General features: G+C 46.1%; 15 protein-coding genes. All 15 read left to right on the forward strand.

What is annotated here, in order from left to right; all coding sequences use genetic code 11:
* Nucleotides 1-306 precede the first annotated feature (306 nt).
* The 15 genes from AC58PV_RS19200 to AC58PV_RS19270 all read left to right on the forward strand — a co-directional run bounded on the left by AC58PV_RS19200 (nucleotide 307) and on the right by AC58PV_RS19270 (nucleotide 24,203).
* The gene (locus AC58PV_RS19200; protein ID WP_497433922.1) at nucleotides 307-2,064 is read left to right on the forward strand and encodes a cache domain-containing sensor histidine kinase; all 1,758 of its coding nucleotides are present in this window, start codon (nucleotides 307-309) and stop codon (nucleotides 2,062-2,064) included.
* A 5-nt stretch (nucleotides 2,065-2,069) separates the two neighbouring features.
* Nucleotides 2,070-3,527 carry a response regulator gene (locus tag AC58PV_RS19205; protein ID WP_497433924.1) on the forward strand — a complete coding sequence of 486 codons (1,458 nt, stop codon included), beginning with the start codon at nucleotides 2,070-2,072 and terminating at the stop codon, nucleotides 3,525-3,527.
* A gap of 28 nt (nucleotides 3,528-3,555) precedes the next feature.
* Entirely contained in the window at nucleotides 3,556-4,857 is a 1,302-nt protein-coding gene (locus AC58PV_RS19210; protein ID WP_497433925.1) for an ABC transporter substrate-binding protein, read from the forward strand.
* Between the two features lie 387 nt (nucleotides 4,858-5,244).
* Nucleotides 5,245-10,305, forward strand: a complete 5,061-nt coding sequence (locus AC58PV_RS19215; protein ID WP_497433926.1) for a pectate lyase-like domain-containing protein — start codon at nucleotides 5,245-5,247, stop codon at nucleotides 10,303-10,305.
* Between the two features lie 56 nt (nucleotides 10,306-10,361).
* Nucleotides 10,362-11,345, forward strand: a complete 984-nt coding sequence (locus tag AC58PV_RS19220) for an S-layer homology domain-containing protein (protein ID WP_497433928.1) — start codon at nucleotides 10,362-10,364, stop codon at nucleotides 11,343-11,345.
* Nucleotides 11,346-11,611: 266 nt separating this feature from the next.
* Complete coding sequence (locus AC58PV_RS19225) at nucleotides 11,612-13,000, forward strand: ABC transporter substrate-binding protein (RefSeq protein WP_497433929.1); 1,389 nt, start codon at nucleotides 11,612-11,614, stop codon at nucleotides 12,998-13,000.
* 87 nt (nucleotides 13,001-13,087) lie between these two features.
* Entirely contained in the window at nucleotides 13,088-13,954 is an 867-nt protein-coding gene (locus AC58PV_RS19230; RefSeq protein ID WP_497433930.1) for a carbohydrate ABC transporter permease, read from the forward strand.
* On the forward strand, nucleotides 13,951-14,778 hold the full coding sequence (locus tag AC58PV_RS19235; RefSeq protein ID WP_497433931.1) for a carbohydrate ABC transporter permease: 828 nt from the start codon (nucleotides 13,951-13,953) through the stop codon (nucleotides 14,776-14,778). The genes AC58PV_RS19230 and AC58PV_RS19235 overlap by 4 nt, the downstream gene beginning before the upstream one ends.
* 17 nt (nucleotides 14,779-14,795) lie before the next feature.
* Nucleotides 14,796-16,340 (forward strand): alpha-L-rhamnosidase-related protein, encoded by a 1,545-nt coding sequence (locus AC58PV_RS19240; protein WP_497433932.1) that lies wholly within the window; start codon nucleotides 14,796-14,798, stop codon nucleotides 16,338-16,340.
* Between the two features lie 98 nt (nucleotides 16,341-16,438).
* Entirely contained in the window at nucleotides 16,439-17,794 is a 1,356-nt protein-coding gene (gene gabT / locus AC58PV_RS19245) for a 4-aminobutyrate--2-oxoglutarate transaminase (protein WP_497433934.1), read from the forward strand.
* A 9-nt stretch (nucleotides 17,795-17,803) separates the two neighbouring features.
* Nucleotides 17,804-19,228, forward strand: coding sequence for an aldehyde dehydrogenase family protein (locus tag AC58PV_RS19250; protein WP_497433935.1), 1,425 nt, complete (start codon nucleotides 17,804-17,806; stop codon nucleotides 19,226-19,228).
* A gap of 541 nt (nucleotides 19,229-19,769) precedes the next feature.
* The gene (locus AC58PV_RS19255) at nucleotides 19,770-20,705 is read left to right on the forward strand and encodes a ketopantoate reductase family protein (protein ID WP_497433936.1); all 936 of its coding nucleotides are present in this window, start codon (nucleotides 19,770-19,772) and stop codon (nucleotides 20,703-20,705) included.
* Nucleotides 20,706-20,927: 222 nt separating this feature from the next.
* A complete protein-coding gene (locus AC58PV_RS19260; protein ID WP_497434065.1) occupies nucleotides 20,928-21,773 on the forward strand; it encodes a hypothetical protein in 846 nt (281 codons plus the stop codon).
* A complete protein-coding gene (helD, locus tag AC58PV_RS19265) occupies nucleotides 21,734-23,359 on the forward strand; it encodes an RNA polymerase recycling motor HelD (protein ID WP_497433937.1) in 1,626 nt (541 codons plus the stop codon). The genes AC58PV_RS19260 and helD overlap by 40 nt, the downstream gene beginning before the upstream one ends.
* Before the next feature lie 205 nt (nucleotides 23,360-23,564).
* Entirely contained in the window at nucleotides 23,565-24,203 is a 639-nt protein-coding gene (locus AC58PV_RS19270; protein WP_497433939.1) for an FHA domain-containing protein, read from the forward strand.
* Nucleotides 24,204-24,215 lie beyond the last annotated feature (12 nt).

The raw sequence follows: 24,215 nt of genomic DNA on the forward strand, positions 1-24,215 counted from the left end.
AAATGCAAAAAGGCATCCTTTTGAGAGGGATACGTCTAAACAGCGCTGAAAATGCAGAAATAGATGCCTTTTTGCACTTTTTCATCCATACAAGCCCATTTTCCTCTGGAATAGATGCCTTTATGCATCTTTGACTACTGATGTGCGTAAGCGGGGAGCTCTTTGCAAGAAAGAAATCTCCTCCATAGATATATTCCCCAAAAAAATCGGACTTCCCTAAAGAAACCTGACTTACCGTAGTTACCTATTTCATGTAAGATGAATGTACATAGCAAATGTAGTCTTTCATAAAAGAGGGTCATGTAAATGAAGCTTGTACGATTATTTTGGGCAAAATTACAACCGAAAAAGATACGCACTCGATTCCTCGTTGCGATGATTACCCTAACGGTTATACCGTTATGTGTGCTCGGGCTCGTGTCCTACAATATTGCGAAGGATACGCTCGTTCAGAACCATCAACAGACGAATGAAAACCACTTGAGAACGGCAAGTGAAGTCGCGGATTTGCTGCTGCGCAATGTGATTAATATGAATCGTGTCGTTCTTTCCGATACGCAGTTGAGAGAGCAGTTAGTGGAAAGCGGTCGCAACGGGGCTGCTTCAACGATAGGTGTTCGTACCGTACAGCGACTCGAAAATATTGTGACGAGTAATCTGGTGGATTCGCAATATTTCGATTCCATCTGTTTATTTGACCGGGATTTTCATTCGATTTGTTATGGGAGATCGGAAAGCGCCGGACTCTATGGAACGAACCAAACCAGGATGAATATTGCGAAGACCGATTGGTATAATCCCGTTATTGAGGCGAGGGGGAAAGAAGTTTTCTTCAGTTATAATGTACTAGATCCTTTCACATCCAAAGAGTCGTTCTCCAGTGTGAAATTGCTGCGCGATCCCGACAATTTAGAGAGTGAGCCTCTTGGCCTACTGGTTACGAATATTAAAAAGAGTATGTTTGAAACGGTTATTCATGAAAGCGATAACAGCTCCTTTTTAGTCATGAATCCGACTGGTTCTAGCGCTAGCCTGGTTTACGTCAAACAATTTGAGGGCTTGAATGATGTTTCTACAGAAGCAGGTATAGCTAATTTGATGCAAAACCTAGAACATACAGGGTACTTGAATACGACATATACCAATCAAACAACAGGTTGGACATTCATGCACATTATTGAAGCCAAAGAGTTGCTTAAGCAATCGAATCGAATTGGCGTAGCAACCGCAATACTTTCGGCAGTAATTGCCTTCATTTCACTCTTATTTGCCTTTTGGCTGGCAAGGTCGATTACACGTCCCCTTTTACAATTGAAGAAGATGATCTTAGAGTGGTCGACAGGGGTACAACAATGGATTGGAAATTTCGAAGCGGATGAAGTAGGTGCAATTGGAGAAACTTTTAAGCGGATGGCGAATGAGAATGTGCAATTGGGTGAACGGCTGATTGATTCGCAATTGAAGGAAAGAGAAGCTGAACTTAACACGCTGCAAGCGCAAATTAAGCCTCACTTTCTGTATAATACGTTAGATTCGATCTATTGGATGGCTATTATGCACGATACACCGGATATCGCCCAAATGGCGGATTCTTTATCAGAGAGCTTCAGATTGAGCTTGAATAAAGGGAAGGAAACGATCCCCTTCTTCAAAGAGTTAAAGCATATTGAGCACTACATGACGATCCAAAATATTCGATTTAACCATCGTTTTACGTACATTGAGAACGTAGATCCTTCATTAATGGGGATTGATATTCTGAAATTGCTGCTTCAACCTTTAGTTGAGAATGCGATTTATCATGGCTTAGAGCCGAAGATCGGTGCTGGCACCATTCGATTGACTGCGCAAAGGGAAGGCGCGGATGGTATTATTTTTACAGTAGAAGATGATGGTGTTGGGATTGCTGATGTATCGTTAATTGAGCAAGGGTATGGGTTGCGGAATGTTCGGGAACGTGTGATGTTGTACTATGGCAATCAAAGTTCTTTTACGTTCACAAGCGAGCCTAATGTTGGCACCAAGATTGAAATTCGGATTACATGGCATAGGGAAGGAAAGTGATCAGGATGCGTAAAGCCGTTGTTTTTGACGATGAATTCATCGTGCTCCAAGGTTTCCAAACGAGGGTAGACTGGGCTGGGCACGATATTGAACTTGTGGGTACGGCGGCCAATGGGATTGAAGCGCTAGCCCTATTTCGCTCGGTGCGTCCTGATATTATTTTCACAGATATACGTATGCCAGGCATGGACGGGCTGGAACTTCTGGAGATCATTACGAAAGAAGCGCCGGGTACGATTTGTATTGTCTTTAGTGGGTTTAATGAGTTTGAATACGTGAAACGAGCGATTAATATCGGTGTTCTCGATTTTATTGAGAAACCGATTACCCTTCGGAAGATCCAAGATGCCCTTCTCAAGGTTCGGATACAAATGGATAAACAGAAGGAATTAATGGAGAAAGCGACATTGGATCTATTGCTCATGGGTCCGGAGGCCGTCTCTAAATTCCTGTCTACTTGTAGAATGGAAGCGAGTCGTATTGTGGGAGTTACCGTCTTGGCTAGTTCATCAGATAGGGTGGCGTTTGGCGGAAAGGATGTTTATCCGATGATTAGTGTGCGAAATGGCAACGAATATTTGAAGCTTGTTCTACATGTGAAGGATGATGCAGAATCATTTCAAGCTGATATGAACACATGGGCAGATAACGCTGCCGGTGTTTCGATGGGCTCAGGAAGAACCTATCTAGAGCTTGCCGACGCTTCAAAGAGCTATAGAGAAGCTCAAAGTGCGCTGCGATATGGGATGTATCTGGAGGAAGAAGGCTGGACTCGTTACGAGGATCTAGCGGAGAGCGGGGACCTGCCCGATGGCTTGACTGCGTGGGAGGAGCTATTCGTATTCTACATACGAACCTGTGATACGAAGGGTGTAAATCAACAACTGGAACAATTTAAACCGTCTTGTGAAGCGAAAAAGTTAGAGAAAAGATTGCTTGAATTGGAGATTCTCAAACTCGTTTATTTGGGTTGGGAAGCAGCCAAAGAGGCTGGGGTTGATATGTCGCTTATCATGGATACGGATCAGTTTCCGCATGTTCAATTGCGACAATTAGCCACTTTAGATGACATAGTGAAGTGGTTCCGTGATCATATTACTCGCATCATGCAGGTGATGGTCGATACGCGTCAGAGGATTAAACATGCGTCTGTTGACAAAGCTGTGCAGTATATGGAGCGTAATTATCAGCGCGATATTTCCTTAAAAGAAGTAGCCGAGCATGTGGGGATGAACGCCACGTATTTTAGCTTGCTTTTTAAAGAGTCGAAGGGGATTAGTTATATTAAATTTGTGACGAGAATGAGAATGGAGCAAGCCAAAACGCTGCTGCATGAAGGACTGCTCATTAATGATGTAAGTGTACAAGTCGGTTATTATCATTACAGGCATTTTACGGAAGTGTTTAAGAAGTACACGGGTGTTACACCAGGCCAGTATCGAGAGACGCACAGGAAATCATAAATCGAACGGAGGGAGCTGTGTTAGGGGGATGAAAAGGTTACGTATACATGTCCTCATCGTGATGATTTGCCTGGCTATAGTTGGCTGCAGTTCAGGGGGAAATCCGACAACTGGGATGAAGGACGAAGAATTGACCACGATTCGATATTTAACCTCTAACTTAGAATCGGAGGGAACGGTCAAGGTAGTTACGGATATCAGTGAGGAATATACCAAGGTAAATCCGAGTGTTAAGCTCGAGTATTACTATGTAGGGCAATCAGGCTTGAGACAACGCATTCAACTGCTTGCGGCCAGCAATGATTTGCCAACTATGTTTTCATTTGAGTCCGGCAGACCGCTTCGGAATTTGAAGGGTGAGGTGCTCGACCTTGAGCAAACGTTCAAGGATTTAGGTATCTATGAGAAATTAAATCCAGTCGCCGTGAATTTGTTGAAACAACAAACACATGGTGAAGGTCTCTATGCGCTCCCGTTGGAGCTCAACATTGAAGGATTTTGGTACAATAAGTCCCTGTTTGCCAAGCTGGGAATGGAAGAGCCACGTACTTGGGATGATATGTTGCGAGCGGCTGACCGTTTTATTGACAATGGCATTCAACCTTTCTCGGTTGCAGGGAAGGAGAAGTGGCCGATTACTAGGTTAATCGGTGGATATGCCGTTCGAAAGTACGGGCCAGATGTGATGGAAAGCGTAGAGAATGGCGTGATGAAAGTAACAGAGCCAGGGTTCATCGAAGCTGCTCAGACCGTATATGAGATGAGTAAGCGAGGTTACTTTGGAGGGGATGCGAATAAAATAGATCTGCAAACTTCTATTGATTTATTCCTTCAAGGCCAAGCGGCCATGTTCTACTCGGGTAGTTGGGAACTGCGAGATTTCAATAATCCTGTTCGTAATAAGCTTGGCGCGGATGGGATCGGTTATTTTAATATCCCCTTGGTGAAGGATGGCATTGGCACTTTGGATGAGTTCCCGATGAACGCAGGATTAACGAATTCGTTCTCGAAGGCAGCATTCAATCCGAAGGTGGGCGAATGGATGAAGACCGTATTTAGTGAATATGGGGATCGGGCTATGAAAGATAACGGACTCATCACAGGGTTCAAAGTGGAGCATATGCCTGCGCAGGTGCCTCCACTGACACAGATGGTTCAAGAGAAGATTGAATCTGCTAAACGAGCGATATTGTGGTTTGAAGCGGGTTTTGATTCTAAGACGCAATCTATCGCCTGGGATAATGCTCAGCTGCTGATTAGCGGCGACAGGATGACGGCGCAATCGTACATGGAAGAGCTGCAGAAAGCGATTGATGCGCAGCAGCGTTGATAGGGTGGAATTTGTGGTGGGAGCGGATCCTATGGGATCCGCTTCTTTGCATGGGCTGAAAAGCAGATTTAGTCCGATTCCGCCGAACTAAATTGAGTTATTGTAGTGAAAAATGGCCAATAGTCCGATTTTGCCCACCTATTTCTCTATTTTTCTAGTATGAGAGTCGGTATGGCCGATTTAAGTGGGGTATTTCGGACTAATGCTGCCGGGAGACTCATCTTTAACAAGCTAGTCATGAGCCCGGAGAGGCATAGCTACGACTTTTTCACCAATAAGACCCAAAAAAAGCCGACGTCACCAAAGAATGCGGCAATTGCCGCAAGTTTAGAAAGCGCTTACGATACGTACGAATAGCAAAATAGATCAGAAAGGGATGAAGATGGCATGCACAAGTGTAATAGAAAAGGATGGTCTTGGCGTCAATGGCTGTTTTGTACAGGATTAATTGTATGTATAATCATGGCTTCTCAAGGGGAGCGGACACGTGCAGCAAGTTTGGTTAACGCTTCCTTAGATACGTCGAGCTGGACGATTACGACAACTTTGGATGACGGTAACCAAGATTTACGTGTAATCAAGTCAGCATTGTTCGATAACAATACGAGCACCGCCTGGACAAGCAACAAACATCAATCTCCTTGGGGGTTAGTGCTCCAGATTGACATGCAGACGCCTACGGAGGTCGATACGATCTATATTGATTCAGGGGCATCGCCCAATTATGGTCGTCAATACACCATTCAATCGGACGCGGATTGGTCATCGGTGCTGGCACAGGTTAATGGGCAGTCTGGGATTACGAAAATCACGATCCCCAAAACGAGAGCGCGTCTCCTAAATATTTTCCAAACGGGAAGTGCAGACACCCCTTGGACGGTTGCAGATGTGAAGCTAGCGAACGGAGAAGCCGCTTTTCCTGGTGATCCTGGATTGGAGGCGCGTTGCACACCAGATGCCTGCACACTATCTTGGACGGAGGTTTCAGGTGCAACAGGGTATCAGTTGTTTCGTTCTACAACCTATGATGGTGTGTACAACAAGATTAACGCCACTGCTCTTACCGCTAATAACTATACGGATGCTGGACTGGAAGCAGGCAAAGCCTACTTCTACAAAATAGCCGCAATAGACTCGTCGGGAGAGTCTGGCTTATCCAGCTATGTAGCTGGATTGACCGTGGAAAATCCGTTCGGACCGAACGTCCAACTCTTCGATCCGTCCATGTCGGCGGCCGATATTCAGAATGTAGCCGATTCGATTTTTGCCAACCAAGAGAGAAGTGAGTTCGGCAGTGCCCGGCACGCCATGCTCTTCAAGCCAGGGACGTATTCCAATGTGAATGTCAAGGTTGGCTTCTATACGCAAGTATCTGGCTTAGGACAGAATCCGGATGATGTGAACATCAACGGGACGGTTAATGTGGATGCCAAGTGGAACAATGGGAATGAGTTGGTCAACTTTTGGCGCTCGAGCGAGAATATGAGCATTACGCCGCCTAGTGGTTCCACGGCTCGTTGGGCTGTAGCTCAAGCAGCACCCATGCGGCGCATGCATATCAACGGTTCCCTAGATCTGTTCGATTTCGATTCATCGTGGAATGCTGGTTATGCGAGCGGTGGCTATCTTGCGGACTCGATTGTGGAGGGTTCGATTGCACCAGCCTCACAACAGCAATGGTTCTCGAGAAACAATGAATATAATGGATGGACCAATGGGCTCTGGAATATGGTTTTTGTTGGTGATTCAAGGCCGCCAGCAGGTGTATTCCCAGATGCTGCATATACGGTTGTCGAGAAGACACCGCTTATTCGAGAGAAGCCTTATCTGTACGTAGATGGTACAGGCCATTATCAAGTGTTCGTCCCTGATTTGGACACGGATACGCAAGGGGCAAGTTGGCAAGCAGGATCGACGCCAGGGCATTCGGTGCCACTGACAGAATTCTACATCGCTGATCCTTCGACTGCGACTGCGGCGAGTATTAATGCGGCATTGAGTGAAGGAAAGAATTTGTTATTTACGCCAGGTAATTATCACTTGAATGACACGATTCGGGTCACGAACCCAAATACAATCGTTATGGGACTTGGCTTTGCCACACTTATTCCCGACAATGGTCGGAAAGCCATGACCGTCGAAGATGTGGATGGAGTCATCATTGCAAGTCTACTGTTCGATGCAGGCAGTATGGACATACCCGCTTTACTGGAGATTGGAAATGCGGGTAGCACCAATAACCATTCGACGAATCCGATCTCACTGCATGACCTATTCTTCCGTGTAGGCGGAGCGCATCCCGGAAGTGTTGCTGCGGATCTTGTTATCCATAGCAAGGGGGTCATTGGGGATCATTTCTGGATATGGCGTGCGGATCATGGAACGGGTGCAGGGGGATGGCAGACCAACGACTCGACGAATGGATTGATCGTGAACGGGGATGACGTTACTTTATATGGTCTTTTCAATGAGCATCATAACGAGTACCAGACCTTGTGGAACGGCAACGGTGGCCGACTCTACTTCTACCAATCCGAGATTCCCTACGAGGTTCCGGATCAAGCAACTTGGATGAGTAAAGGTGGGACGGTGAATGGATACGCATCCTATAAGGTAGCTGATTCCGTAACTTCGCATGAAGCATGGGGGCTAGGTGTTTATTCCTACTTCCGAGATGCTAGTGTGAAACTGAATAGCGCAATCGAGGTACCAGATGCCGATGGAGTGAAGATTCATCACGCAACATCGATCTTCTTAGCGGGCAATGGGGAGATTACCCATGTCGTGAATGGAAAGGGAGCCACGGCTAATCAGGCGAACTACCGCCAAACGGTGACGGAATACCCTTCGGTTGGAGGAGTGGCAGGCGTCGCGGTTTCCCAGACTTCGTGGAGAGTGAAGGAACGCGAGTCCATTGTGTTAACAGCCACGATTCTACCTGAGCAAGCTGCGGACCATACGGTGAGCTGGTCGAGCAGCGATCCCTCCGTTGCAGCGGTGGATGGAGCAGGAAGAGTAACTGCTCTTCATGCGGGAACTGCGATTATTACGGTCACGACGAGGGATGGGAATCTTACAGCGCAAACGACTGTTCAAGTTACTGCCAAAGATCCTTTTCCTATTGTGACAGGTAAAAAAGGGATATCCTCCATCAAATATTTGTCCACGGCACCATCAAAACTGTCCGATTTGAATCTGGCATGGGCATATAATTGGTCGGTGGATTATGCAGGTTCTGTGGCAGGACTAGAGTACGTACCCATGCTTTGGGGACCTGGCGCAGTCTCGGATGATGCCATTGCGAAGCTGAAGACGGGCAAGAGCAGTGGAAGATTTAACAGCTTGCTTGGGTACAATGAGCCTGAACTGGTTGTGCAGTCCAATATTAGCGTAGAAGATACGATCAAGTTATGGCCACGCTTGATGGAGACGGGGCTAAGATTGGGAAGCCCCGCAGTGGCGTACACGTACGATGATTCTTACGCAGCCGGCAAATCTTGGCTCAGTGATTTCATGACCCAAATGAACGCAAAGCATTACCCGGTGGACTTCATCGCGGTGCACTTCTACCCGGACTTCACGGATCCTGATGCCGTGACGAAGCTCAAGAATACACTGACGTCCATTCATAATCAATATGGCAAACCAATCTGGATCACGGAGATCGGTGCCATTCCTTTCGGTACGACCCACCAGACGCCGACACAAGCGTTAGCTACGACATTCATGAAACGGCTTCTGCCAATGTTAGATGGATTAGACTTCGTGGAGCGATATGCATGGTTTGGAGACAATTGTTCCCACGACCAAGGATGTGCGTACACAACGCTGTATGATGCGTCGGATTCTCTCACGCCGATGGGCATCCTCTATCAAGATCCTTCAGCTGGGCCAGAATTAGAGCCTGCGGACCCGAAACTTCCGCGAACGGGTTGGCACGCGACGGCTTCTTCAACCGCATTCGGATCCTTGCCCGAATTTACCTTGGATGGCGATTGGGGACGACAATGGTCAACAACGGTCGGACAGGTTGGCGGGGAATGGTTCCAATTGGATATGGGCCAAGTGTACCTGACCAGTGGAGTGGAAATGGATGCTGGAGCTAATGCGACTTTTGATTATGCGCGTGGCTTCACCGTAGAGTTGTCCGTGGATGGGCAAGCATGGACCTATGCAGCTTCGGGTAATGGACTGTCCCAACAGATCAAAGCAACCTGGGAGCGACAATCGGCACGCTATGTGAGAATTACTCAGACAGGTTACGACGGTTTCTGGAGATGGACAATTAATGAATTGGATATCCAAGGTGTTGCTATTCAACCTGGATTATTGCTTTCCTCATCATTAGTGGGCCCTAGCAGCGTATATCCGGGTCAAGACTTCGAAGTTACGATCGGTGTTCATAATCTGCCGACACGCTTCACGACGCTGCAAACTGTTCTAGCGTACAACCCTGCGACAATCCAGTTCGATACGCTTACGAATACAGATGGCAGCTTATCTTTGGCGCAAAATTCCATCATAACGTCGCCTGCACACTTTGTCGTACTAGGCACTGCTGTCAAAGCTGATGCTGGCCAAATTCTAATCATCATGGCAAGCGATAGTGCGAATGAGACTATGGATCCCTCTAGCGATGTGATGACGATTCGTCTTCAAGCCAAGGTGGGAGCGGCTGCTGGAAATACGGTATTGTCGGTCACCTACATGACCGTAGCAAATGAAGGGATATCGTCAGATGTACCCGGTACTTCGTCCCAACTCACCATTGTTCATACGGATAAAACAGAGTTGATTACTCAGATTCAAACGGTACAGGGAATCCATGATACAGCGGTTGAGGGCACGCTGCCTGGTCAACACGTGGCAGGATCGAAGGCGAATCTGCAAGCAGCTGTTGACTCGGCCAAGGTTGTTCGAGACAATCCGGCTTCGACTGCTGGGCAGGTTACTGATGCTGTTAACGCTTTGCTTGCGGCAGCGGATGTCTTCCGGAATGCAGTGAACCCCGAAGCGCCGGTTCAAACGGAGAAAACTGCGCTGCACACAGCCATTACAGCTGCACAAAGCAAACTTAGTAAAGCTATAACGGGGACGAAACTGGGGCAATATCCAGCAAGCGCCATCAGTGCGTTACAACAGGTTATTCTAGCTTCCCTGCAGAGTGAGAGCAATGCTTATATCAGCCAAGGACAAGTGGATCAAGCAACAGCGCAGTTGAATCAGGCTCTTCAAGTATTTGCGGGACAGATCATCACCTTGGTAAGTGGTCAGACTCAAATTACATTAAACGACCTTTCGCTGCTTTCCAAATATTATGGCATACGTTCATCGGATGCTGGATGGAGCACGGTTCAATCGGCAGATCTCTTCGACAATGGCGAAATTGATATTCGTGTCTTGGCTGCTGTGGCTAGAATGATTCTCAATGACTGGTTAAGTCAATGAGAAAGAGCAGACAATTGACAAGTCGTTCATTTATCTTTTGTTTGGTTGTTTGCCTCATGCTAAGTTGGATGAGCGTTCAGGAAGCTAGTGCATCGGATGAACCTACGGTGCAGCTTCTTTCTACACCTCAAGCGGCTGTAGGAGAAGAGATTCAATTCGAAGTGCGAGGCCTGCAAGTCGAAGACGTTTATGCTTATGAATTAGTGTTGACGTTTGACGAAGAGCGACTAGCCTATGTCGGTGCAGACACACAAATAACTGGCTTCGGGGTTAGTCCGCTTGTGGAAGGGGGCCGGATACGTCTGGCCCACACGAAGATCGGTATGGCAGCAGGAGATAGTGGGAGTCTGATCTTCTACTCGCTTCACTTTAGAGCTATCGGTCAAGGCGAAGCAAAGGTGAAAGTAGAAAGCGTGAAGCTGGTCGACTCCAAGCTGGAAAAGCGGTCTGTGACCGGGAATGTCGAGCATACGATGCAGATCGATAGTGCCATTTTTCAAGACATCCAGGGACATTGGGCAGAGGCGGAGATCCAACGTGCAATTGGCATAGGATTCGTTAAGGGGTACGAAGATCACACGTTCCGTCCGGATCAGCCTGTGACACGTTCGGAGTTTGTCGTGTTGGTGAGCCGAGTGTTGGGATTGCAGTTGAGAGGCAACATGGAGCCGTTACTAATCACCGATCTCGTTGATCTGCCAGACTGGGCGAAAGCATCGATCCAAGCTGCATACTCGGTTGGTATAGTAACCGGCTATGAGGACGGGGCATTTCAGGGAGAACGGCTTATTACACGTACCGAGTCTGTCGTTCTCTTGACTAGAGCATTCAATCAGAAGCTGGCAAGCAAAACATCAACTGCCATTGCAGTCGTTTTCTCAGACGATGCAGCGATTCCGGCATATGCTGAGCGCATGATTCGTACAGCGGCAGGTATAGGCTTGGTAAAGGGGAACGAGGAAGGAGCCTTCCTTCCAGAGAATCCAACGAGCAGAGCGGAAGCTGTTGCTTTACTGCTCAGATTTAACGATTTAAAGTAGTTGCTACAACGTAACGGGCCTGCGGTTTTCCGCGGGCCCGTTACGTTATGTGGAGTTGCGCACATAGTGTACCCTGCTGGCCGTCGCAAGCTAGCGCTCAAATAAAGTGCGCAAGGAAGTTTTCCCGCAGACTTCACATCATTCTCCAAGAATTTCAACCCAAAAAAAGCCGACATCACCAAAGAATGCAGCGATTGTTGAGATCTGCGAAAACGCTTACGATACATACAGAAAGCAAATATCACTAGAAAAGGGATGAAGACACAATGGTCAAAGGGCAAAAGATGAAGATGTTACAAACTATTGGAGCTACAACAACAACGGCTGTATTAATAGGAGTTCTGGCAGGGTGCGGCAATAGCACAACAACAAGCAGTTCGGCAAGCCCAGCAGCAACCGGAGCTGCAAGTACGGCAGCAAGCACCGCAGCTGCATCTGTGGCACCAGCTAAAAAAGTGACGATTTCACTTCTCGTCGATAATGCGCAGGATACGGTTACGAGCGCCAAAGCGTTAATTGAAGCTTTTGAGAAGAAAAATCCTAACATTCATGTTGAACTCGAGACGCGCCCAGGTGGAGGCGAAGGAGATAACTTAGTTAAGACACGTCTCGCAACGTCCGAGATGACAGATGTCTTCTTCTATAATTCCGGATCGTTATTACAAGCATTGAATCCCGATCAGAACATTCTTGACGTAACGAATGAACCGTACATGCAAACAGTAATCGATTCCTTCAAACCGACTGTCACATACAAAGGTAAGATATATGGGGCACCAAACGGAGCTACGATGGGCGGCGGTTGGTTCTACAACAAGAAAGTGTACGCTGATCTTGGTCTCAAAGTACCGAAGACTTGGGCTGAATTAATTGCGAATAATGAGAAGATTAAAGCGGCGAATATAACGCCTGTAATCGCGCCGTACAAAGATGATTGGACTTCGCAATTGGTAGTTCTCGCTGATTTCTATAACGTTCAGGCACTGGATCCTAAATTTGCAGAAAACTATACAGCGAATAAAACGAGCTTCGCGAAGTCTCCGGCAGCGTTAAGAGGATTTGAGAAGTTGGAGGAATTAGCGAAGAAAGGGTATATGAACAAAGATTTGACAGCAACCAATTATGATACAGGTTTGAAAATGCTTGCAGAAGGTAAAGGCGCACAATTACCCATGCTGACATTTGCCATCCCGACACTTGAACAGAATTTCCCGGACAAAATGAAAGATATCGGATTCTTCGCACAACCAGGTGATAGTGCAGATAGCAATGGATTGACGGTATGGATGCCAGGCGGCGCGTATATTTATAACAAAAGTAAGCATATCCCAGAAGCGAAAAAGCTTGTTGAATTCTCCATTTCACAAGAAGGTTTGGCGGCGACAGCAGCAGTTTCTAAACCAACAGGCCCTTATGTTGTAAAAGGGATTAAGCTTCCTGACAATGTGGCTCAGGTCGTGAAAGACATGCTTCCTTACTTCGATTCAGGCAAAACAGCACCAGCGCTGGAATTCGTATCTCCAGTTAAAGGGCCGAGTCTTCCGCAAATTACGGTTGAAGTAGGCGCTGGCTTCAAAACAGCAAAAGAAAATGCCGCTGTCTATGATAAAGACGTTGAGAAACAAGCAAAGCAGTTGGGACTTCAAGGTTGGTAATCGTCATATAGAGATAGACAAATAAATAGCGTCGGCCTTGCGATTCCCAAGCAGGGCCGACCTAATTTGTGGAGAGGTGGGAATGCGATGACAAAAATAATGAAGCGAACGTACACCTACGCATTCATTTTGCCCGCAGCGATCATATATTTCATCATTTTTATCATCCCAACGATCATGTCATTCTTCTTCAGTTTAACGAGATGGACATTGCTGGATTGGGAATTTATTGGACTCGATAACTTCATTACGTTCTTTCAAGAACCTGCGCTAACGATTGGATTCAAGAATACGCTCATCTACGCTGTCGTCACATGTGTGTTGAAGGTTGTACTAGGTTTGCTCTTGGGTGTTTTCTTAACTTCGAAAATAAGAGCTAAAAGCTATTTGAGATCGGTCATCTTTTTTCCGACACTATTAAGTACGATTGCGGTTGGAATTACCTTCAGTATGTTAATGCATCCGACACAAGGGGTGATTAATACGACCCTATCCGCATTTGGGGTGACGGGACCTGATTGGTTAGGAAGCAAGCAGATTGCGTTGCTCTCCGTTGCTATGGTTGATGTGTGGAAAGGTGTAGGCTTCGCAACAGTCATCTATATTGCTGGCATCCTTTCAATTCCAGAAGAATACTACGAAGCACTTCAGATTGATGGAGGGCATGCGTTTCATAAGTTTTGGAACATTATCGTTCCGCTGAGTCGACCTGCTACGAATTCTGTTATTATTTTATCCTTCATCGGCGGCTTACGATCATTCGATCTGGTGTGGGCCATGACAAAGGGTGGACCTGGATTTACGACAGACTTGATCGCTTCTATTATTTACAAACAATATCAAGGCGGATTCTATGGGCTAGCTACAGCGGGTAATGTAATTTTGTTCATCGTTGTAACGGCGCTTGCCTTCCCGCTATACATGTATCTCAACCGTTCAGAGGTGAATGTATGAAAACAAGAAGACACTTTTGGTTTGAGGCTTTATCGATTGGAGCGACGATTCTCCTATTTTGGATCCCTTTTTACTTCGTTATTGTGAATGCGCTCAAAGATAAACAAGAGTCCTCTCTTCTTAATTTAAAATGGCCTAGCACCACTCATTTCCTCGATAATATGCGGGAAGTTATAACCGCGAGAGATTACATGCTGCTTCGCGCTTTTTATAACAGTACATTGCTGACGGTACTTTCCATCGTTGTGCTGATTCTGGTGTGTTCGATGGCGGGGTATGTGATGCAGCGCAGGTCGGATAAAGCTACTCCTTGGCTTAATTTCTTCGTCTTATCAGGATTAATTATTCCTCCTGCCATTGTTCCAACAATATGGGTGCTGGATGGCCTTGGGTTATTCAAAACCATGACAGGGCTGGTCCTCGTCGAAGTCGCGTTAGGATTTCCATTTTGCGTGCTGCTGTACAAAGGATTTATGGCGGCCATTCCGAGAGAAATTGATGAAGCGGCGATTGTGGATGGTTGTGGCGGTGGGCAATTGTTTTTCAGAATGATTCTTCCGCTGCTTCAACCCGTTACAGCTACGATCGTTGTCACGTCGTCTGTAGGCATTTTCAATGACTTTACGAATCCTCTCTATTTCTTTCCTGGGGCCAAAAATGCCACTGTACAATTGACCTTGTATAATTTCCAAAGTCAGTTTGTCACGCAATGGAACTTGCTTTTCATGAATATTTTATTAATCACAATTCCACCGTTGCTGCTATTCATATTCTTCAATAAGAAAATTGTAGCAGGTATGACGGCAGGTTCAGTTAAGGGATAAGGGGCGTGTATGGCAGGATGAATATCAATCAAGCATGTGTAGAAGGGGCAGAAGCATTACGACCAACCCTACACGAGGCGGTCATTACGCCTGAAGGATCCGTAGATGTGTATGCTGATGATCAAGCGTTTCATGGCTGGAGCGTGCGGAAGGAACATCGTTTGGAAGAGATCCAAACGATGTCATTCGGCAAGGATGACAGCTTTATTCTGGATTTTGCCGATCACCGTGTGGGGTATGTCACTTTGGGGATTAAGGCTGTTGGCAGCCCGCCTGATGCTCCGCTGGGGCTTAAACTTATTTTTGGTGAAATGCCCTGTGAGGTAGCGGAGCCATTTGAACAGTATGATGGTTGGTTAAGCCGCTCATGGTTGCAAGAAGAAACGATCTATGTGGACGTACTGCCAGCGCTGATTACATTGCCAAGACGCTATTGTTTTCGCTATATGAAAGTGGTGGTGCTCGATACGTCGCGCAAATACAAGGTGGCATTTTCGGAGATTACTTGCACGACAGTGACATCAGCTGATCCTTCGATGTTGGATCCGTTGCCAGATCATGTATCTCCTGAATTGCGGAAATTGGATCAGATCGGTATCAGAACGCTAGCTGATTGCATGCAAACTGTCTTTGAAGATGGGCCTAAGCGTGATCGTAGGCTGTGGATTGGGGATTTGCGACTTCAAGCATTGGCTAACTATTACACGTTTCGTAATCATGATCTCGTCAAACGCTGCTTGTATTTGTTTGCGGGGATGAGGCTGGAGGGCGGGGAAGTCGGCGCTTGTGTGTTCGAGAAGCCTCATCCGCATGTGGATGATACGCTGCTGTATGATTATTCACTCTTATTTGTAGCCACACTCTATGACTACTATATCGCAAGTGAGGACAAGGAAGCATTAACAGAGCTATGGCCTGTCGCTTGGGAGCAACTGCAAATCGGATTGCGTCGATTGGATGAGAAGCATATCGTCAGAGATGATCCATCTTGGTGGTGTTTTATTGATTGGCATCCTGATTTGAATAAACAGACATCCGCACAGGCAGTGCTAATCTATTGTCTGAAGCGAGGCTTAGTATTAGCTAACGAGTTGAATCTGAGTGAGGAAAGTGCACAATTGAGAAGTTACGTCGAAGCAACATCCATTGCTGCATTAACACATTTGTGGGATATGGACAAAGAGGTGTTTATTAGCGGAGTGGACGCACAAGTTTCGTGGGCATCTCAGATTTGGATGGTTCTTGCTGAGATTAAAAGTCAAGCTGAGAATGCAGAGTTGTTGGAACACATGCTTCAATTTCCGCATGCGATTTCGATGAATACACCTTATATGTATCATCATCTGATTGAGGCGTTAATCTTGAGTGGTAATCAAGAGCGTGCTTTAGAGCAGATGAATTACTACTGGGGCGGCATGATTGCAGAGGGTGCAGACTGTTTCTGGGAGTTGTATAACCCGCAGGATAAGTCGTATTCACCGTATGGGAGCAATCTGATTAATAGTTATTGTCATGCATGGAGTTGTACGCCGACGTATTTTGTGCGGAAATATTTTATTTGACGTATTTCAATAAGTTCAGTCATAAAATAAAGGAGAAAGTAGTCGGATAAAAGAGATCATAATGGGAGTTATCTAACTAGCAAAGGGGGAAGAGGAACATGCACATCGCGCGTAAATTTGCATCAGTACCCTCCAAATTACTGGGTGGCCGCACGCAGGAACTCATGGATAAAAGACAAGCGTTCGTACCCAGAGGTGTTGGCAACAATACGCCTATTTTTGTTGAAAAGGCTGAAGGGGCTTTGATTTACGATGTGGATGGGAATGTGTTCATCGATTTTGCCGGTGCCATTGGGACCTTAAATGTGGGGCATTGCCCGCCTGAGGTTATCAGAGCTGTTCAAGATCAACTTGAAAAATATATTCATCCTTGCTTCCATGTTGCTATGTATGAGCCGTATCTGAACCTAGCTGAGAAATTGGCCCAAATCACGCCAGGCAGCTTTCCGAAGAAAACCATATTTCTGAATAGCGGTGCAGAAGCTGTTGAGAATGCTGTGAAAATTGCGAGGAAATTTACAGGGAAATCAGGCATTGTCTCCTTTTCGCGAGGATTCCATGGTCGGACACTCTTGGGCATGTCGCTTACAAGCAAGGTTAGACCCTATAAGTTCCAGATGGGGCCGTTTGCTCCAGCCACCTATAAAGCACAATTTCCGTATCCGCTGAATCGCCCCCAAGGTATGTCTGAGATCGATTATGCGCTTTTTTGTGTTCGGCAATTTGAAGATTTCCTTCTTACGGAAGTTTCACCAGAAGAGTTAGCGGCAGTCATTATGGAGCCGATCCAAGGTGAAGGTGGCTTTATCGTGCCTCCGAAGGAATTTGTGCAAGGTGTATATGAGATTTGCCAAAGAAACCATATTTTGTTCATTGCTGATGAAATACAAACAGGTTTCGGACGTACGGGAGAAATGTTTGCTTCGACGTATTACGAGATTGAACCTGATTTGATAACGATGTCGAAATCCATTGGAGCAGGATTGCCGATTTCGGCAGTTACTGGGCGGTCGGAGATTATGGATGCACCTGCACCAGGTGAAATCGGTGGAACATATGGCGGCAGTCCACTTGGTTGCGTGGCGGCACTGGCGGTTATTGAGAAGATGGAACGCGAGAATCTCGTTGAACGATCACGCGTTATCGGTGAGACAATCCGCAGTTTCTTTACGGACTTGCAGAAGACGATTCCACAAATTGCGGAGGTTAGAGGGTTAGGTGCGATGTGTGCGATTGAATTCGTGCATCCTGATACGAAAAAACCAGATAAAGCGAATGCAGCGGCGATTCAAAAAGGCTGCTATGAAGCCGGCGTGATCCTACTAAGCGCCGGGGTGCACAGCAATGTGATCCGTTTTCTGACCCCACTTGTCATTTCGGATGAAGAGCTTGCGGAAGGGCTTGAGATCATCCAACATGTTATAATTGAGCAATATGCCGAAGAGAGAAAGTAGGGAGTACAGATGAAGAGGCATTTGTTTATTAACGGACAATGGAAAGAAGCTGCTCGATACGAAGCACTTTACTCACCCTATTCAGGAGAGTGGATTGCAGACGTGGGGTATGCGAATGAAGCCGAAACGGATGAAGCGATTGGAGCTGCACAAGCAGCTGCACCGATCATGGCTCAAATGCCCGCGCACGAACGTACGACTATTTTATATAAAGTTGCTGAATTGTTGGAAAAACGCAAAGAGGAGCTCTCCCGACTAGTAGCTTTGGAAGCGGCTAAGCCGCTCAAGACCGCGCGAGGTGAACTCGCCCGGACGATTCAAACGTATAAATTCGCTGCGATGGAAGCAAGTCGAATTCATGGCGAAACGGTTCCGTTGGATGCAGCGCCTGGCGGAGAAGGACGCATTGCATTTACCCAGCGCAAACCGCTAGGTGTGATCGCGGCGATAACGCCATTTAACTTCCCCTTTAATCTGGTAGCCCATAAAGTCGGTCCTGCGATTGCGGCGGGGAATACAATTGTCCTCAAACCAGCAGGGCAAACACCACTTTCCGCCTTGATGCTTGCAGAAATTTTTCAAGAAGCGGGATTTCCGAAAGGGGCATTGAATGTTATTCCAGGGCCAGGTTCGGTGGTGGGAGAGAAGCTCGTGAGAGACCCCCGGGTGAAGGCAGTCACATTCACGGGCAGCCCTGCAGTCGGGATTGCGATGAAAAACAAAGCGGGTTTAAAGCGGGTTACCCTAGAGTTAGGATCGAATTCAGCTTTAATCATAGATCAAGCCTATGAGTTGACTGATGAGTTGGTCAGTCGTTGTGTACTCGGTGCCTTTTCATATAGTGGTCAAGTCTGTATTTCCATTCAGCGAATATTTGTACATGCGTCACATCATGATGATTTTATGCTTCGATTCAAAGCACAAGTGGAGAGATTGGTGATTGGTGATCCACTTGATGAGACAACGGATGTGTCTGCGCTAATTAGTGAGAGGGATGTTCGTCGGATGCAAGATTGGGTGGATAGTGCAGTGTCCAAAGGGGCTGTAGTGATTACGGGAGGCAAAGAGTTGAATTCTCGCATGTACCCTCCCACCATTCTGACGAATGTTGCTGCCGACGAGCCTGTTTCTTGTGAAGAAGTGTTCGGGCCGATTGTTACGGTTTCCTCGTTCACTTCATTGGATCAAGCCATCCAGGATGTGAATCAATCTCGATATGGATTACAAGCAGGTATCTATACGAATGATATTCGTGCCGCGATGCAGGCTGCCCAGCAGTTGGAAGTAGGCGGTGTGATGATTAATGATTTCCCCACGTTCCGTGTGGATAACATGCCCTATGGGGGTGTGAAGGAAAGTGGTTTTGGACGGGAAGGCATCCGCTATGCGGTTGAGGAGATGACGGAGTTAAAGTTCATTTCAATTAAGTTATAGTCGTGATAAAAGCACCCTTTGGGGTGCTTTTTGTATTGATATGCGGTGATGAGGCTCTCATAGAATAGCTGAAGATAACTTCGTGAAGCTGCACGAACCAATTAACTGGAAAATGTACAGCTATTTCAGCTGTTTATCCTGGTTTTTCAGGAATAACTGGATAAGGTACAGCTAATTTAACTTATTTCGAGGCAATTTGCTTAAATGGTCCGAATTAGCTGGATGAAATCCAGTTATTTCGAATAGTTCAGCTTTTTCAATGAGAATAGCTGCATAAAATCCATCTAATCTTGAAGCGCCATACGGAAGCAGGGGGAAGTTTTCTCAAAGCTGTACTACACATCGGTTGGGTTTGAATGACAGACTCATTCTTTAGAATAGGGCGTAATCCCCTTTGAATAGAGGTTGGCGAAACAGAAAATAATCCGACAAATACTAAAAAACTGATGGTTGATCAAGGAATAGTAAAAATTTATAATCACATCATACAACATGTTGTTTGATAATCGAAAGGGAATGTTAATAAGTAGGAGTGGTTTGAATGTCAGCAAAACAAGTTAGAATTTTAATTTTTGGTGCAGGTGTCATCGGGAGCATGTACGCGATTAAGCTTATTGAAGCAGGGTTTGACGTTAGTCTGTTTGCTCATTCTAATAGATTTAAATCATTAAGAGAAAATGGCCTGCAATATACAGAAAAAGGTACAGTTAGATCCATCCAAGTGAATGTCATTGATACGCTCGAAAATGACGATATATACGATTTTATTTTCGTTACCGTTCGTTATGATCGGTCCGAATCAGCGTTGTTAGCGCTAAAAAATAATCAAAGCAGACATATAGTTACGATGACTAATAATTCAATTGGATTTTCTTCGTGGCTGGATATTGTAGGGGATAGACTTTTGCCGGCTTTTCCCGGCTTCGGCGGACAGATTAAAGATGGCGTATTGCATCCTCGATTTCTACCAAAGATGATAGCGGCAACTGCATTTGGAGAAATAAACGGTGAAGTGACAGAACGCACTGAAAACCTTGCAAATTTATTTAAAAGAGCAAAACTTCCCTACGTTATTAAAAAGGATATGTTAGCATATCTAATCACACATTCCGTGTCAGACATTGCCATGTTGAGCGTTTTGTATGCTGAGAATCAGTTAACTGACAACAAAACAGCCAGAACCAGAAAGATGGCAAGCCAAATAACAGTCACTTTAAAAGCTTATCTAAGGGAAATACAAAAAGCTGGCGTTTCAATTGATCCGCCAATGCTTAAAATAGTGCTTAAATGTCCAAACTTATTTTTGAATCTTTTCTTTATGACATGGCTGCGAACTAAAATGGTTAGGGATATGATGTTGCCGGATTATGCGAATAATGCCAACAAGGAGATTGTGCAGCTGAGTAATGATTTAATGAAATTTTTAAGTCAAAACAACAACATCGGAGGTCCCGAGGTGGACTCCAGGTTAAAATGAAAAAAAAGAAGAACCGGCAGAAATGCCGGTTCTTCTTGCTCAATCCTATATTTACACGCGAGGATCTTTATGTTAAGATACAAAGACTATTGGCCTCATTTAATATTCATTGCATAGTTATTACATTTTATCTTTAATTAAATTTTAGCATGAAAAACGGCAGGTTGTCAAACATTATTTTATTTTTTTCACACAAGATCTCAAAGGAGCGTGTTCGTGAAGATGATAAAGGCAAACGAATGGCAGCAAGAACAAGAACGATTAGACCTCGTTACAGATAAATTACGTTCTGCAATCGCAGAAATTGAACCCGAAGTTGTCGGGCTGCGCGATCAGGTGACGGACTTCCGCAAACGTTTCTGGGAAGAAGTGTCGATCAACACGAGCACGCATGAAGATTTCGAGGAAGCATTCTATAGTATCAGACAGCAAGAAACATTGTTATCGGAGCGGGAACGGAGTCACCAGCAGCGGATGCAGCGGTTGAAGAGCATGAAGCGGTTGTTGCCGTCGCCGTATTTCAGTCGAATAGATTTTCAAGAAGAGGGGATTAGCCTCAGCGAATCCATTTATATCGGCGTTTCGTCATTTGTAGACGTTGACGGCTTAAGCTTCCTGGTGTATGACTGGCGAACACCTATCGCAAGTATGTACTACGACTACTCCCCCGGAGCTTCGGCCTATGACACGCCAGGAGGTCGAGTTGCAGGGGAAATGACGCTGAAGCGGCAGTATCACATCGGTGACGGCCAACTCAAGCGTGTGTTCGACACGAGTGTAACGATCGGCGATGAATTGCTCCAACAAGTGCTCGCGCAAGGAGCAGATTCGCAGATGAAGAGCATTGTAGCGACGATTCAGAAGGAGCAAAATGCCATCATTCGCAACGATAAAACGCGTATGCTTATTGTGCAGGGAGCGGCAGGCAGCGGTAAGACGTCAGCCGCGTTGCAGCGGGCTGCTTATCTGTTATATAAGCACCGCGACAAGCTTAAAGCGGACCAGATCGTGCTTTTTCACCCAATCCGATGTTCAATAGTTATGTATCCACTGTTCTTCCCGAGCTAGGTGAGGAAAATATGCAGCAAACGACCATACAAGAATATTTGGTGTATTGGCTGGGATCCACGTTACAGCTGGAAAGCCCATTCGAGCAGATCGAATACATGCTGACATCACCCTCTTCGCAAGCGTATGAAGCACGACGAAGTGGAATTCAGTATAAAGCATCCGAAGCTTTCCTCCATGCCTTGCAGCAATACGCGGTATGGTTGGTGAAAGAAGGCATGCTGTTCCGGAGCATCCAATTCCAGGATCGTGAGTTGATAACCGCGGAGGGGATCCAAACGCAATTTTATAGCTATGACCCTACCATCCGTCTAGCTAATCGAGTCCTTCTTTTACAGGAATGGATCCTGCAAAGGCTGACTTCGCTCGAGCGCAAGGAACAGAGAGCACATTGGGTACAAGATGAACTCGATTACCTTGATAACGAGCAATACGCCGAAGCCTACAGAGAGCTGCTCAAGAAGTATAAGCAAGGGGAGGAAGTAGTCCTCCATATGAATGAGCAGCTGCTGGATGATTATGGGCAGTTTCTTGGCAAGGGGGAAGACGAAGATCAAGATATTGGTTTTGCCATGCAGGAAATAGAAGAGCTGCTTCGGAAGATGATCGTGAGCGGGCACTATAAGCCATTGCGGAATGATGTTAAGCGATTTAAATTTATCGATATCATCGGATTGTACGATCAATTATTCAGCGATGAGGCTGCGTATCGAAGCATGACGAACGAGACTGCGGTACCCGAACAATGGACGGAAATTTGCAGGCAAACGAAGGAGCAGCTGAGTCGAGGCGAACTGTTTTATGAGGATGCAGCACCGTTCTTGTGTTTGAAAGAGCTCGTAGAGGGGACGCGGAGGAACACGAATGTACGACAAGTATTTGTCGATGAAGGACAGGATTATTCCCCTTTCCAATTCTACTTTCTCAAGCAGCTATTTCCTCGTGCTAATATGACAGTTCTTGGCGATTTTAGCCAAGCGATCTTCCCGCAGGCGACCAATCTATCCGAGGTGGATTCGCCACTAATTCGGCTATATGGCCAAGAGGAAACGAATCTGATTCGTTTAATTCGAAGCTATCGCTCCACCCGCGAGATTGTGGAATTTACGAAGGCGTTATTGCCTGACGTAGAAATTGTACCTTTTGAACGGAGTGAGCAGAAGCCGCGTCTCATTAAGGTGAGCAGCCCTGCAGAGAGAGTTGAGCGAATGCTAGTTCATCTAGCTGAATTAAAGGCAGAGGGGTTCACGTCGATTGGCGTTATTACGAAGACCGCAGCTGAGAGTCGCGAAGCCTATGAAGCGTTGCAGTCTGCGGGTTCTGTGGCTATGCGGCTGATCACGAAGGAAACGTTGACCTTTGAAAAAGGTATTATGATCATACCGGCATATCTCGCCAAAGGTGTCGAGTTCGACGTCGTATTGATTTATGATGCATCCACACGCGTGTACGATCGCGAGAGTGAACGAAAGTTATTTTATACCGCATGTACGCGTGCGATGCACCGTCTTCTGCTTTATACGACAGAGGAATGGACACCATTTATTCAGTCACTGGATGCGAATTTATATGAAGCAGAGGGTTAATAGGCAGGGTAAATTATGACTGAAATATGAGTGATCCGTCAGTGTGAAGGGGTTTTATTCAGCGTCAGTTTGAGGTACGATAATTAATGGGGTTCTTCCCCATGAAGTGAGGTAAGCTGCATGCGCAAAAACGGAGGGGACACTACTGGATAACTTTGCATGCTTATATGTTGTGCGTGGTGAGCCCTATCGAGCGGGCACTTGCGTGAATTTGAATGAGGATGAAACGAACATCGGCAGGATATCGCATGAGTTAACGCCAGACTTGGCGTTTACGAACGCTTTTATTTCCCGAAAGCATATCATCATCCGCAAAGAGCAAGACAAGGCGGTGCTCTACGATTTGGGAAGTCGCCACGGCACTGAAATTAATGGTGTACAGCTAACACCGCATACCCCATATCCGTTGAACAATTTTGATATTATTAGGCTTGCCAAAGGGATGACCGTCATCCATTTCTCTTATATGTTTGCCGATCAGACCCTTGAAATCGAACCGCTCAGCATCACCAGACAGTTAGAAATTCCTAAACTTCCATTGGAAATCAGTTGGGAGAAAAGAGAGTGTGTGGTGGATGGCAAGCGGATCGCGATGTCCGAGAAAGAATATTTATTGATTCGTGTGCTGCATGAGCATGCCAATCGACTCGTACCGCTGGAGGAAATTAAATCCAAGGTATGGCCGGAAAGATCGCCGGGGGCAGCCGGTTTCTCGGATGTGTCTCTCGACGAATTGAACGCCTTGGTTTATCGGGTACGCAAAAAGTACGGAAAAGACACCTTTCTCATTAGTGCCATTCGCGGCGGGGGTTATATGCTCGAATCCGATTTGAAATCGTCATAACGAAAGTTGGGA

The sequence above is a fragment of the Paenibacillus sp. J22FR83 genome, from assembly GCF_059691955.1.

Excerpts from the sequence above, each read along its gene's own strand:
- gabT (WP_497433934.1), top strand. The coding sequence starts at position 16,439 with ATGCACATCGCGCGTAAATTTGCATCAGTACCCTCCAAATTACTGGGT.
- AC58PV_RS19205 (WP_497433924.1), top strand. The coding sequence starts at position 2,070 with ATGCGTAAAGCCGTTGTTTTTGACGATGAATTCATCGTGCTCCAAGGT.
- AC58PV_RS19240 (WP_497433932.1), top strand. The coding sequence starts at position 14,796 with ATGAATATCAATCAAGCATGTGTAGAAGGGGCAGAAGCATTACGACCA.
- AC58PV_RS19260 (WP_497434065.1), top strand. The coding sequence starts at position 20,928 with ATGATAAAGGCAAACGAATGGCAGCAAGAACAAGAACGATTAGACCTC.
- AC58PV_RS19230 (WP_497433930.1), top strand. The coding sequence starts at position 13,088 with ATGACAAAAATAATGAAGCGAACGTACACCTACGCATTCATTTTGCCC.
- AC58PV_RS19215 (WP_497433926.1), top strand. The coding sequence starts at position 5,245 with ATGCACAAGTGTAATAGAAAAGGATGGTCTTGGCGTCAATGGCTGTTT.
- AC58PV_RS19235 (WP_497433931.1), top strand. The coding sequence starts at position 13,951 with ATGAAAACAAGAAGACACTTTTGGTTTGAGGCTTTATCGATTGGAGCG.
- helD (WP_497433937.1), top strand. The coding sequence starts at position 21,734 with ATGTTCAATAGTTATGTATCCACTGTTCTTCCCGAGCTAGGTGAGGAA.
- AC58PV_RS19210 (WP_497433925.1), top strand. The coding sequence starts at position 3,556 with ATGAAAAGGTTACGTATACATGTCCTCATCGTGATGATTTGCCTGGCT.
- AC58PV_RS19200 (WP_497433922.1), top strand. The coding sequence starts at position 307 with ATGAAGCTTGTACGATTATTTTGGGCAAAATTACAACCGAAAAAGATA.
- AC58PV_RS19225 (WP_497433929.1), top strand. The coding sequence starts at position 11,612 with ATGGTCAAAGGGCAAAAGATGAAGATGTTACAAACTATTGGAGCTACA.
- AC58PV_RS19255 (WP_497433936.1), top strand. The coding sequence starts at position 19,770 with ATGTCAGCAAAACAAGTTAGAATTTTAATTTTTGGTGCAGGTGTCATC.
- AC58PV_RS19220 (WP_497433928.1), top strand. The coding sequence starts at position 10,362 with ATGCTAAGTTGGATGAGCGTTCAGGAAGCTAGTGCATCGGATGAACCT.
- AC58PV_RS19250 (WP_497433935.1), top strand. The coding sequence starts at position 17,804 with ATGAAGAGGCATTTGTTTATTAACGGACAATGGAAAGAAGCTGCTCGA.